This is a genomic window from Streptomyces sp. JNUCC 64 (assembly GCF_054484115.1).
Map to the genome: position 1 here is coordinate 5,156,568 of NZ_CM137015.1, position 12,555 is coordinate 5,169,122.

The following is a 12,555-nucleotide window of genomic DNA, read 5'->3' on the forward strand; positions in this document are numbered from 1 at the left end:
TGGAAACCCCGCTCACCGCAGGGAGATCCCCTTCGGGGACACCAGCCCCTTCCCGGGGTGGACGCGGAAGGCGGCGGTCCAGGCGGTGGGCGGGCAACCGGCGCCGTTGGGCTGGTGCCTGGCCAGCCGGGGGCGGGCCGTGTCACGGACGAGGACCCGGCCGTCCCGCACCGAGGTGACGGTCAGCCGGACTGTCACGGTGACGGCGCCCACGTCCTGCTCCAGCGGTATCTGCGCCATGGCCATCGGCTCCGAGGGGCGGCCGGACGAACGGTCCTCGCAGACCTTCCCCACGCACAGCCGGACGGTCGCCGCGTCCGCTTCCCCGAAGTCGGCGGGCCGCCAGGTGAGGGTGATCCCCGAGTCCGCGCCCATCTGCGTGCAGTTCGGGCCGCCGCCCAGGGGCGTCGCACAGCCGGTCAGGGCGGCCGCCACCGCCATCGCCGGAACGGTTCTCCACAGTCGGGCGCGGTTCATGCGATCCCCCCTCGGGTCCGTCACTACGACGCACCGTACGGGGTCCCCGTTCGCCGGGGACGGCACTTTTCCCACCGGTCCGGGGAAAGGCCCGTCCGCCCGGTTTCCTTCCGGGCGGAGGACCCTCCCGGTCACGGTTCGCGGCCCGCCGCGATCCGCGCGTCGAGGGAGAACACGGCGGCGCCCGCCAGCAGCAGCGGGGTCCAGGCGACCAGGTAGACGAGGTCGTTGCCGTAGTAGTACGGGGTGGTGGACCAGCTGACGGTCAGCCAGAGGCTCAGCGAGATCAGGGCGCCGCCCAGCGCGGCGATCCGCGCCAGCAGTCCCACCAGGGTGCCGACCCCCACCGCGATCTCCCCGAACGCGAGGGCGTAGCCGAAGGACACCGGGTCGAAGAGCGCGAAGTCCACCAGGGACGGCAGCGCGGCGCTGTCCCGGACGTTGCTCATGACCTCCCCGATCGAGCCGACGCCGCTCTCCTGGAGGAAGGCGCCGTCGGTCAGCTTGTCCACGCCCGCGTAGACGAAGGTCGCGCCGAGGAACAGCCGCAGCGGCAGCAGCGCGTAGCGCCGGGCGGCCTTCCGCCAGCCGTCGCCGTCCGGCCGGGGAGCGCGTCCCCCGGCACCGTCGTGGTCCCCGCCCGAGGGGCCCGTGGAACCGGTCCCCGCCCTCGTCGCGTGCGTCATGGTCCGCCGCCTTTCGCGCTTCCTGTCCGGGAGACGTGCGCGAGGGCCGTACGGGCCCCTCGCACAGGACCATACGTACGGGAGCGTGACGTGACTCACACGCCGGGCGGGCGATTCCGTACCGGACGTCGACATCGACACCGACACCCACGCCGACCCTCCGCCGGGTCCGGTCGCGGGACGGTGGTCACCGGGCGGGTGTCAGTCGGAACCGGGCGGGTGTCAGTCGGCGGCGGCCCCGGAACCAGCCCCGGCCCCGGTGGCCCCGGATCCGGTGGACCCGGTCCCCGCCGCCCCCTCCTTCGCCCGCTCCCGGCGGCGGCTCCGTCTCAGCATGGTGACGATGCCCGCCACCGCCGCGAGGGCGAGGCCGCCGACGACCAGCGGGGGCATCGCCCACCAGGGGAGGTCGGCCTCCCCGGAGGCGTCCGCGAGGAACAGCGCGCCGCCCGTCACCAGGACCGCTCCGGCGATCAGCCGGCCCGGCTGGAACTCATGGCGTGACACGGGCGACCTCCGCCTGTCCGAGACCCACGTCGAGGGTCAGTCTGAGGGTGCCCGGTTCCTCGCCGGGGGCGGGCTTCCGCACCGGTTCCAGGGTCACCGTGCGCTGCCGGTCGGGCGAGATGTCCACGTCCTTGGCCTTGTCGCCGGGCAGGTCCAGATCGCCGAGGCCCACCGAGATCCGCAGGGAGACCCGGGCGTCGTCCGGGACGACGACCTTCAGCCGTCCCGCGCCGACCGAGACGTCCGAGGCCACGGACTCGCCCGGCGCCGGGGTCGCCCGCCGCAGGTCCAGGGTGCCGACGCCGGTGCCCAGCAGGTACTCGGACTCCACCTGGGCGGCGTTCGCCGGGGTCCAGGTGGTGCGCAGCCAGGTGGTGGTGATCGACTCGGGCAGCGCGCTCGACGCGGTGAGCAGCCCGGCCGTGACCACCGCGAGGACCAGGGTGCCCGGCCCGGTGCGGCCGACGACGGAACTCACCGCGATGCCCAGGCCGAAGACGACGAGCGCGGCGCCCAGCCCGGTCTGGAGCGTCACCGCCACCGGCTCGGCCCCCCACTGGCCGGAGGTCACCGCGACGGCGGTGATCAGCGCGGCGAGCGTCACCCAGCCGCCGAGCGCCCGGCCGTCCCGCCGCCCGTCCGCGCGGTCGCCGTCGGCGCCGTCCCGGCCGCCGCTCCGGCCCCGTCCCGGACGGCCCTTGCCCCGGGTCGTCCCGTACACCAGGTCCTCGGGCGCCCACAGGTACCCCGTACCGCTGCCCGGCGAACCGTCCTTGACCAGCGGGTCCCGCCACCAGGAGCCCGACTCGGGGGCGGGCGGGGCGGTGGTCTCCGGCGGGGCGTCGGCGACGGCCTGGGCGGCCAGCGGGTCCGGGTCCTCGGCGTCCCCCCGGTGCCGCGACCAGTACCCGGCGCCGGCCAGCAGCAGGGCGAGGGTGGCGCCGGAGGTCAGCAGACTGACGTTGCGCAGCATCGACAGGAACACCCCGCAGCCGACCAGCGCGAAGACGATCCCCGCGAGCGCCGGGCCGTCCACCCGGCCCGTCAGCATCCGGCGCGCCTCGTTCTCGTCGTCCCCGTCGAAGGGCACGAACAGCCAGACGAAGCCGTAGAAGACCAGCCCCAGCCCGCCCGCGACGCTCAGCACCGCCAGCACGATCCGGAAGATCAGCGGGTCCATGTCGCAGTGCCGCCCGAGTCCCGCGCAGACCCCGCCGAGCACCTTGTGCGTCCGGTCGCGCCGGAAGCGGGCGGGCGGGCCGGACGGAGCGGTGTCCGTTCCGTCCGCGCCGTGGGGGGTCCCCGGGGTGCCCGGCCCGTCCGGCGGGTGCGGTGCGTCGACCGCCGGACCCCGGCCGGGGGCGCGGGGGGCGTCCTGCTGCTCGGTCATGGGTCCATGGTGACGGGCGCGGACGCGCGACGGGACCGGTGGCGACCCTGGTCGGACCCTGAGATCCACCGGTCGGGGCCTCCGGGACGGCGGGCGCCGGTCCCGGCGGGGAACTCCGTGGCGGGGCGGCGGCGCGGTCAGGGGCGTCTTAGGGTCCGACCCTGATGCCCGTCCCCCGGCGGACGTGTGACGATCGGGGCATGCCCGAAGCCGTGACGGTGACCGTCGACGAACCCCGCCCGCCGCGCAAGCTGTACCGCAGCGGCGACGGCCGCTGGCTCGGCGGCGTGGCCCGGGGGCTCGCCGGACACCTCGGGCTGCCCGTGGTCTGGGTCCGCCTGGTCTTCGTGGGGCTGGTGACCGCCGACGGCCTCGGAACGCTGCTCTACGCCGCGTTCTGGTTCTTCGTCCCGCTCGGGGTCGGCGGCATCGACGCCGAGCGGCCCCCGCCGCTGATCGCCGAGGTCTCCGCCGACGGACGGCGGCGGCTGGTCGCCCGCAAGCCGGACCGGGGACAGCTCCTGGCGCTGCTGGTCCTGGTGCTGGTGGCGGTCATGTTCGCCAGCAGCATCGACCTCAGCACCACCGCCCAGGCGTACCTGTGGCCCACCCTGCTGGTCGGCGCGGGCGTGGCCCTGGTCTGGCGGCAGGCCGACAACGCCCAGCGGGCCCGCTGGGCGGAGGCGTCCCGCCGCGGCCGCAACATCGCGCTCGCCCGGTCCGCCGCCGGGGTCCTCCTCGTCGGCACCGGGGTCACCGGCATCTTCGTCCTCCAGGGGTCCGCCGCCCACCTCGGGTCGATCCTCCAGGCGTCGCTGGCCGTCCTGGTCGGCATCGCCCTGCTCGCCGGGCCCTACCTGGTCCGCATGACGCAGGACCTGTCCGAGGAGCGCACCATGCGCATCCGGGCCCAGGAACGCGCCGAGGTCGCCGCGCACGTCCACGACTCGGTGCTGCACACCCTGACCCTGATCCAGCGCAACGCCGAGAACGCCGGGGAGGTCCGCAGGCTCGCCCGCGCCCAGGAACGGGAGCTGCGGGCCTGGCTCTACAAGCCGGAGGGCACCGGGCGGGACGCGGAGGAGGACGAGGGACCGGGCAGCCTCGCCGACGCGGTCCGCCGCCACGCCGCCGAGGTCGAGGACAAGCACGGCGTCCCCATCGAGGTCGTGGTCGTCGGCGACTGCCCGCTCGACGACCGGCTCACCGCGCAGACCCAGGCCGCGAGGGAGGCGATGGTGAACGCCGCCAAGTACGGTGGCGAGGGCGGGGCGGTCCAGGTGTACGCGGAAGTCGAGGCGGACAGCGTCTTCGTGTCGGTCCGCGACCGCGGACCGGGCTTCGACCTCGACGCGGTACCCGGCGACCGGATGGGCGTACGAGAATCGATCATCGGCCGGATGGACCGCCACGGCGGCACCGCGCGGCTGCGCGCCGTGCCCGGCGGGGGCACGGAGGTCGAACTGACGATGGAGAGGGCGGAGAGGACGTCATGAGCGAGGCGACCGGAGCGAACGAGCGGGCGGCGGCGGGGTCCGCGGACGGCCGGTACCGCCCGTCCGGCACCGACGGCACCGACGGCACTGGGGGCTCCGGCGCCTCCGGCGACGGCCCCGGGCGCCGGGTCCGGGTGGTGCTCGTGGACGACCACCGGATGTTCCGCACCGGGGTGCAGGCCGAGATCGGCCGGACCGAGACGACCGGCGTCGAGGTCGTCGGGGAGGCCGCCGACGTGGACCAGGCGGTCACCGTGATCACGGCGACCCGCCCCGAGGTGGTCCTGCTCGACGTCCATCTGCCCGGCGGCGGCGGGGTCGAGGTGCTGCGCCGCTGTGCCCCGCTGATGGCCGACCCCGAGGCCCCGGTGCGGTTCCTCGCGCTGTCGGTGTCGGACGCGGCGGACGACGTCATCGGCGTCATCCGGGGCGGCGCCCGGGGCTACGTCACCAAGACGATCACCGGTACCGACCTCATCGACTCGGTGTTCCGGGTCCAGGAGGGCGACGCGGTGTTCTCCCCCCGGCTCGCCGGGTTCGTGCTCGACGCCTTCGCCTCCACCGACGCGCCCCCGGTCGACGAGGACCTCGACCGGCTGACCCAGCGGGAGCGGGAGGTGCTGCGGCTGATCGCCCGTGGCTACGCCTACAAGGAGATCGCCAAGCAGCTGTTCATCTCCGTCAAGACGGTCGAGTCCCACGTCTCGGCGGTGCTGCGCAAGCTCCAGCTCTCCAACCGCCACGAACTGACCCGCTGGGCCACCGCCCGACGGCTGGTCTGACCGGCCGCCCCGGCGACGGCACCGGGCCCGGAACCGGCGGCGGTGCGGTGGCGTCCGTCCGGTCCGGCCGGGCCCGGCCCCCGGACGCGGCGGCCGACCGGTCCCCGTTCCCGGTCGTCCCCGGCCCGTCTTGTCAGAGGGTGCCACTACGGTGCCGCCATGACGCACGGACCCTCCGCCCCCGCCGACACCCCGCCGTCCCCGGACGGCGACTGGGACCGACGGCTCGCCGACGCCTTCGCCGTCCTGCTCGGCCGCCCGCTGAGCGCGTACGACCCGGACGCGGTGTACGCCGCCTCCGCCCACGGCAACCTGATGCACGAGAGCGAGTTCGAACGGGACCCCGCCTGGGTGCGTCCCGCCGCCCTGAGCGGTGCCGAGCCGGTCGTCTGGAACTGCTCCCTGTTCGACGACTCCGTCCGGACGCCGGTCTTCGACGCGAGTGGTTCGGTCTTCGAGTTCCCCGCCGGGGACGCGGGATCGGCCCTCCCGGCGGACTTCTCCGCCGCCGTCGCCGCCGCCCGCCTCACCGGGGAGCTGGTCCTGGGCGCCGACCTCGCCCCGCTGGTGGAGCGGTACGGCGTCGACCTCGCCGACCCCGCCTTCCGGGGCGCCTGGACGGTCTTCTTCCCCCGTCTGGTCTCCGACGGAACCCTCCTCGGCGCGTTGAAGGCCGCCCTCGACACCGGTCACCGGCCCGAGGACCTGATGGAGTCCTCGGCCGATCCCGACGAGGAGTGGGAGGAGCGGCTGGCCGCGATGGACCACCCGGGGATCCGTGACCACCTCAAGCACTTCTGCACCGACGGGGACACGGGGCTGATGCCCCTGACCGAGGCGGAGCTGTGGGCGTCGGGCCTGGAGGAGGCGGGCTGCGAGACCCTCGCCGCCTGGGAGGACGGCCACGGCCAGATAGACATCGAGGTCGTCCGGCTCGGACCCCTGCTCGCGGGCCCGGCCGCCGGGGTGCGCGTGCGGTGACCGACCGGCCTCAGGGCGCGGGCCGTTGGCGGTGACCCCCGTGGCCGGGTGACCTCACCCCCCGACGTACGGGCCGCCGAGCGCCGCCCGGGCGAAGGCGAGCGCCGCGCGGAGGCTCGGTGTTCCGGGTCCAGGAGGGCGACGCGGTGTTCTCACGCCCCTGGCTCGCCCGCGCGAGCTCCAGCTCTCCAACCGCCCACGGACTGACCCGCTGGGCCACCGCCCGACGGCCGGTCTGACCGGCCGCCCCGGCGACGGGCCCGGACCCCGAGGCGGCGGACGGCCGGTCCGGCCGGTCCCCGGACCCGGATGCGGCGGGCGCCGAAAACCCCGGGCGTCCGGTACCCGGCGCGGCGTAGGCTCCGCCGCTGTGGAGCCACGGACCCATCTCTTCGACGACCGGCCCGATCTGCGTGAGCGGGCGGAGGAGGTCTTCCGCGAGGGCTGGCCCGGGTTCGTCCTCCACGACCCCGTCGCCGACCGGTGGACGGACCGGGTCCGGCGGTGGTTCGGGGAGCTGAACCTCCTCCTGGTCGACGACGAGGACGGGATCGTCGCCGGAGGGTGGGGCGTCCCCGTGCGCTGGGACGGCTCACTCGCCGATCTGCCCGACGGCTACCACGGCTCGCTGGCCCGGGCGGTGGAACTCCACGAGGCGGGCGGCCGGGCCGACACCCTGGTCATCGCGGCGGCCCAGGTCCGTGGCGACCTGCGGGGCCGGGGGCTCGCGCCCGAAGTGCTCGGACGGCTCGTCGAGGCCGGGGAACGGGCGGGGCTGGAACGGGTGATCGCCCCGGTGCGGCCGACGACGAAGAGCCGCTACCCGCTGACCCCGATGACCGAGTTCATGCGCTGGACCCGGGCCGACGGCACCCCGCTGGACCCGTGGCTGAGGACGCACCACCGGATGGGCGCCCGGACGCTGTGCGCGGCCGAGCGCTCGATGACGATGACCGGCTCGGTCGCCGACTGGGAGGAGTGGGCCGGGTTCGCCCTCCCGGCCTCCGGGAGCTACGTGGTTCCCGGGGCCCTCGCCCCGCTCGTCGTCGACCGTCCGGCCGACCGGGGCGAACTGGTGGAGCCGAACGTGTGGGTCCGGCACCGGTAGCCCGCCCGGCGTCCGGCAGCCCTTCCGGCACCCGGCCGTCAGGGAGGACCCGGTCCGTTCGGGAACCCCGGTCCGTTCGGACCCGGTCCGTTCGGGAACCCCGGCCCCGCCCGGTGCGGTCCCGTCCGTCCGGGGACCTCAGACGATCCGGGTCGCCCCCGCGAAGGGCATCTCGTCCAGGGGGGCCACCCGGACCGTGGAGCCCGGCCGGGGCGCGTGGATCATCCGGCCGTCCCCGACGTACATCCCCACATGGGTGACGCCGGGGTAGAAGAACACCAGGTCCCCGGGGCGCAGTTCCTCGCGGCCCACCCGGCGTCCGGCGTCGATCTGCGCGTACGTGGTGCGCGGCAGCGAGACGCCCGCCGCCCGGTACGCGGCCTGGGTGAGGCCCGAGCAGTCGAAGGCGCGGGGCCCGGTGGCCCCCCAGACGTACGGGCTGCCGAGCGCCGCCCGGGCGAAGGCGAGCGCCGCGCGGACCCGGGGGGAGGCGGTGCCGTCGGGGACCGGAACCGGGGCGGGCGCCGCCGGGGCGGCGGAGGCCGCCGCCGCGAGCCGTGCCCGGTCCGCCGTGGTGAGCCGGGACAGCACCCGCTCGGCCGCGCCCAGCTTCTCCGTCACCTCCCGCTTGTGACGGCGCAGTTCGGCCCGTCGTCGCAGCAGCCGGTCCTGGGCGTGCCGGGCGTGCCCGCGCAGCCGCGCCAGTTCGGCCGCGTCCCGTCGCACCGCCTCCACCGCCTGGGCCTGGCGCCGTCCCGCCCGGTCCGCGACGGCGCTGTCCGCCAGGTAGTCGTCCGGGTCGGCGGAGAGCGCGAGCCGGACGCCCGGGTCGATCCCGCCCGCGCGGTACTGGGCGGTGGCGAACGCGCCGAGCGCCCGGCGGGCCGCGTTCAGCCGGTCCGTACGGCGCGCGGCCTCGTCCTGGAGACGGGCGAACGCGTCCCCCGCCGACCGGGCCCGTTCTCGCGCCCCGTTGTACCGCTCGGTGGCCGCCTCGGCCTCCCGGTAGAGCCGGTCCACCCGGGCCCGCGCGCTCCCGGCGGCCGGGTCGCTCGCACCCGCCCCGGCGGTCGCGTCGGCCCCGGCGTTCCTGGCGGCCCCGCCGGTCCTGTTGCTCCCGGTGCTCCCGGTGCTCCCGGTGCTCCCGGTGTTCCCGGTGGCCCTGCTGGCCCCGTTGGCCTCGGCGTTCCCGTTGGCCTCGGCGTTTCCGATGGTCCCGCCCGTGGGCCCGTCGCCGTCGCGGCCCCCGCCGCCGTCCCCGTCCGGGACTCCGCCCGTGGCCCCGTTCCCGTCGGCGGCCCAAGGTCCGTCCCCGTCCCCGTCCCGCGCCCCAGTGGCGGCCCCCGCGTCCCCGGCACCCTCCGGGCGTCCCTCGGCGGACCGGGCGCCGGGTCCGGGGGCGGCGGGGTCGGCACGGGCGGTGCCGCCGAGCGTCCCGGCGGCGGTGGCGGCGCCCGCCGCCGCGGCCCCGGCGAGCGCGAGGGTCACGGCCCGGCGCAGCGCGCCGCCGTACGACGGGCGACGGCTCCTCGGCTTCCTGCGGTGCGGTGCCACGGGGCGCGCTCCTCTCCTCGGCCCCGGCCCTCGGCACCGGCCGAGGGGGCGCCGGTCGGTCCGGCGGGGGCTGGGAAAGGACGGTAAGGGCGGAGACGGTGTGGAGTGACGGTGACGTCACTGATTGTCCGTAGGTGTCCGGGGGTGCCGCGACGGCCGACCGGACATGACCGTTCGAGGCGGTGACCAGCTGGTTTCGGCGCGGGTGTGACCGATGGGGCGGAAGGGGTCGGCGGTGACCGGGACACGTGGTAGGCGTGCGGCCACCGTCCGTGTCCGGAACGGGATCGCGTCCGCTCCCGCAGGGGATCCGTCCGGATCGGAGGGAACGGCGGAATGAGGGGGCCCGCCCGGGAAAACCGCAGGTCCGCTAAGGGTCACCTGGCCTCGGGCGGGCCCGGCGGCATGGTTAGAGTCCGCCCCATGGACGTACTCATCCATCTGATCGTCGGCCTCCACATCATCGGCATCGCCTCCCTGCTGGGCGGGTTCCTCACCCAGATGACGGCGATGGGCGAAGGCCGCGCCCGCTACACCACCGCGATGCTCCACGGCGCGCTCACCATGCTCGTCACCGGCGTCGCCCTCGTCGGCCTCAACCAGGCCGACGGCAACACCGTGAACAACATCAAGATCGGCGTGAAGCTGGCGCTGCTCGTGGTGATTCTCGGCCTCGTGTACGTGAAGCGCGACGAGGAGAGCGTCGACAAGGGACTGTTCGCCCTGGTCGGCGGGCTCACCATGACGAACGTCTTCATCGCCGTCCTGTGGACCTGAGCCCCTCCCGGCGGGGCAGGCCGGCCCCGCCGCCGGGACGGGCTCCCCGGACCGGTCCGGGACTGTCGGTGGGTCCGCCTAGACTCGGGAGGCGATGAGCAGCAGCCTTTTCGACGACAGCTTCCTGGCGGGATTCCAGCACCCGCGTCCCGCGCCGGACGAGCAGCCCCCGCCGCCCGAGGACCAGGGCCCGGAGGAGATCCCGGACGACCTGTTCGGCGGCCGGTTCGACGGGCCGCCGCCGAGGGACGCGCACTACCGCGACGGTGCCGCGCGTCCCGTGATCGACCCGGCCTCCCTCCTGGAGGGGCTGAACGACCAGCAGGCCGCCGCCGTCACGCACGCCGGGTCCCCGCTGCTCATCGTCGCGGGGGCGGGCTCCGGCAAGACCCGGGTGCTCACCCACCGCATCGCGCACCTCCTCGCCGCGCGCGGCGCCCACCCCGGTGAGATCCTCGCGATCACCTTCACCAACAAGGCCGCGGGCGAGATGAAGGAGCGCGTCGAGCGCCTGGTGGGCCCCCGGGCCGCCGCGATGTGGGTCATGACCTTCCACAGCGCGTGCGTGCGCATCCTGCGCCGGGAGTCCAAGCGGCTCGGCTTCACCTCCTCGTTCTCCATCTACGACGCCGCCGACTCCAAGCGGCTGATGGCCCTGGTCTGCCGGGACCTGGATCTGGACCCCAAGCGGTACCCGCCGAAGTCGTTCAGCGCCAAGGTCTCCCAGCTCAAGAACGAGCTGATCGACGAGGAGGACTTCGCCGCCCAGACCGGGGCGGACTCCGGGGGCGGCTTCGAACGGACCCTGGCCCAGGCGTACGCGATGTACCAGGCCCGGCTGCGCGAGGCCAACGCCCTGGACTTCGACGACCTGATCATGACGACGGTCAATCTGCTGCGCGCCTTCCCGGACGTCGCCGAGCACTACCGCCGCCGCTTCCGGCACGTCCTCGTCGACGAGTACCAGGACACCAACCACGCCCAGTACGCGCTCGTCCGCGAGCTGGTCGGCCCGGCCGGGGGCGCCCGCGCCGAGGACGAGCCGCCGCGCGCGGACGACCTGCCGCCCGCCGAGCTGTGCGTGGTCGGCGACGCCGACCAGTCGATCTACGCCTTCCGGGGCGCCACCATCCGCAACATCCTCCAGTTCGAGGAGGACTACCCGGACGCGACGACCATCCTGCTGGAGCAGAACTACCGCTCCACCCAGACCATCCTCAGCGCCGCCAACGCCGTCATCGAGCGCAACGAGAGCCGCCGTCCCAAGAACCTCTGGACCAACGCGGGCGCGGGCGCGCAGATCACCGGCTACGTCGCCGACACCGAGCACGACGAGGCGCAGTTCGTCGCGGACGAGATCGACCGGCTCACCGACGCGGGCGACGCGAAGGCGGGCGACGTCGCCGTCTTCTACCGCACCAACGCCCAGTCCCGGGTCTTCGAAGAGGTCTTCATCCGGGTCGGCCTCCCGTACAAGGTGGTCGGCGGCGTCCGCTTCTACGAGCGCAAGGAGGTCCGGGACGTCCTCGCGTATCTGCGGGTGCTCGCCAACCCGGAGGACTCCGTCCCACTGCGCCGCATCCTCAACGTCCCCAAGCGGGGCATCGGGGACCGGGCCGAGGCGATGATCGACGCGCTCGCGCAGCGCGAACGGATCGGCTTCGCCCAGGCCCTGCGCCGGGTGGACGAGGCGTACGGCATGGCCGCCCGCTCCACCAACGCCGTCAAGCGGTTCAACGTGCTGATGGAGGAGCTGCGAACGGTGGTGGAGTCCGGCGCGGGCCCCGCCACGGTGCTGGAGGCCGTCCTGGAGCGCACCGGCTACCTCGCCGAACTCCAGTCCTCGACCGACCCCCAGGACGAGACCCGCATCGAGAACCTCCAGGAACTCGCGGCGGTCGCCCTGGAGTTCGAACAGGAGCGGGGTGCGGCGGACACCGGCACCGGTGCGCCGGACGCGGGTTCCGCCGCCGCCGGGACGGCGGACGGTGCCGCCGATGCCGATGCCGATGCCGACGCGGTCGGGGAGACCGGGGGCGAGACCGCTCCAGGCGGCACTCTGGCGGAGTTCCTGGAGCGGGTCGCCCTCGTCGCGGACTCCGACCAGATCCCCGACGAGGAGGACGGCTCCGGCGTCATCACCCTGATGACCCTGCACACCGCCAAGGGCCTGGAGTTCCCGGTGGTGTTCCTCACCGGCATGGAGGACGGCGTCTTCCCGCACATGCGCGCCCTCGGCCAGACCAAGGAGCTGGAGGAGGAACGGCGGCTCGCGTACGTGGGCATCACCCGTGCGCGGGAGCGGCTCTATCTGACCCGCTCCACCCTGCGCAGCGCCTGGGGCCAGCCCTCCTACAACCCGCCCTCGCGGTTCCTGGAGGAGATCCCGGAGACCCATCTGCGCTGGAAGCGGACGGGCGCGCCCACGCCCTCCGCCTCCTCCCCGCTCGCCGCGACGAGGGGCACCGGCGGATCGCTGTCGTCCACCCGCTCGCGGACCGCCGCGTCCGGCGCCTCCGGGTTCGCGACCCGCCGGGCCGGGGAGAAGCCGGTGGTCGCGCTGGCCCCCGGGGACCGGGTCACCCACGACCAGTTCGGTCTGGGCACCGTCGTCGGGGTGAAGGGTTCCGGCGCCAACGCCGAGGCCACGATCGACTTCGGCGACACCAAGCCGAAGCGGTTGCTGCTGCGCTACGCCCCCGTCGAGAAGCTCTGACGTGCTGACGTCATGCGTGCTGACGTCAGGACGCATGACGTGCTGACGTCGGGACGCGTGACGTCGTGACGTGCTGACGGG

At 75.0% G+C, this 12,555-nt stretch carries 11 protein-coding genes; 6 read left to right on the forward strand and 5 right to left on the reverse strand.

What is annotated here, in order from left to right:
• Positions 1–12 precede the first annotated feature (12 nt).
• The 4 genes from ACVWNX_RS21535 to ACVWNX_RS21550 form a co-directional block, all read right to left on the reverse strand.
• Positions 13–477 (reverse strand): hypothetical protein, encoded by a 465-nt coding sequence (locus tag ACVWNX_RS21535; protein ID WP_454409140.1) that lies wholly within the window; start codon positions 475–477, stop codon positions 13–15.
• Between the two features lie 131 nt (positions 478–608).
• Entirely contained in the window at positions 609–1,163 is a 555-nt protein-coding gene (locus tag ACVWNX_RS21540) for a DoxX family protein (RefSeq protein WP_454409142.1), read from the reverse strand.
• Between the two features lie 222 nt (positions 1,164–1,385).
• Positions 1,386–1,670 carry a hypothetical protein gene (locus ACVWNX_RS21545; RefSeq protein ID WP_454409143.1) on the reverse strand — a complete coding sequence of 95 codons (285 nt, stop codon included), beginning with the start codon at positions 1,668–1,670 and terminating at the stop codon, positions 1,386–1,388.
• On the reverse strand, positions 1,657–3,060 hold the full coding sequence (locus ACVWNX_RS21550) for a PspC domain-containing protein (RefSeq protein WP_454409145.1): 1,404 nt from the start codon (positions 3,058–3,060) through the stop codon (positions 1,657–1,659). The genes ACVWNX_RS21545 and ACVWNX_RS21550 overlap by 14 nt, the downstream gene beginning before the upstream one ends.
• Positions 3,061–3,260: 200 nt before the next feature.
• On the opposite strand from ACVWNX_RS21550, the gene ACVWNX_RS21555 reads away from it, so the two are divergent.
• From ACVWNX_RS21555 to ACVWNX_RS21570, 4 genes are all read left to right on the forward strand, one after another.
• Positions 3,261–4,556 carry an ATP-binding protein gene (locus tag ACVWNX_RS21555; RefSeq protein ID WP_454409147.1) on the forward strand — a complete coding sequence of 432 codons (1,296 nt, stop codon included), beginning with the start codon at positions 3,261–3,263 and terminating at the stop codon, positions 4,554–4,556.
• Entirely contained in the window at positions 4,553–5,338 is a 786-nt protein-coding gene (locus tag ACVWNX_RS21560; protein ID WP_454409149.1) for a LuxR C-terminal-related transcriptional regulator, read from the forward strand. The genes ACVWNX_RS21555 and ACVWNX_RS21560 overlap by 4 nt, the downstream gene beginning before the upstream one ends.
• A 159-nt stretch (positions 5,339–5,497) precedes the next feature.
• Positions 5,498–6,319, forward strand: a complete 822-nt coding sequence (locus ACVWNX_RS21565) for a hypothetical protein (protein WP_454409150.1) — start codon at positions 5,498–5,500, stop codon at positions 6,317–6,319.
• A 370-nt stretch (positions 6,320–6,689) separates the two neighbouring features.
• On the forward strand, positions 6,690–7,427 hold the full coding sequence (locus ACVWNX_RS21570; RefSeq protein ID WP_454409151.1) for a hypothetical protein: 738 nt from the start codon (positions 6,690–6,692) through the stop codon (positions 7,425–7,427).
• 138 nt (positions 7,428–7,565) lie between these two features.
• Here the strand turns inward: ACVWNX_RS21570 and ACVWNX_RS21575 are convergent, their stop codons facing one another.
• A complete protein-coding gene (locus tag ACVWNX_RS21575) occupies positions 7,566–8,639 on the reverse strand; it encodes a C40 family peptidase (protein ID WP_454414873.1) in 1,074 nt (357 codons plus the stop codon).
• Positions 8,640–9,404: 765 nt separating this feature from the next.
• On the opposite strand from ACVWNX_RS21575, the gene ACVWNX_RS21580 reads away from it, so the two are divergent.
• The gene (locus ACVWNX_RS21580; protein ID WP_454409152.1) at positions 9,405–9,758 is read left to right on the forward strand and encodes a hypothetical protein; all 354 of its coding nucleotides are present in this window, start codon (positions 9,405–9,407) and stop codon (positions 9,756–9,758) included.
• Positions 9,759–9,852: 94 nt separating this feature from the next.
• Positions 9,853–12,474, forward strand: coding sequence for an ATP-dependent DNA helicase (locus ACVWNX_RS21585; protein WP_454409153.1), 2,622 nt, complete (start codon positions 9,853–9,855; stop codon positions 12,472–12,474).
• Positions 12,475–12,555: the final 81 nt, after the last annotated feature.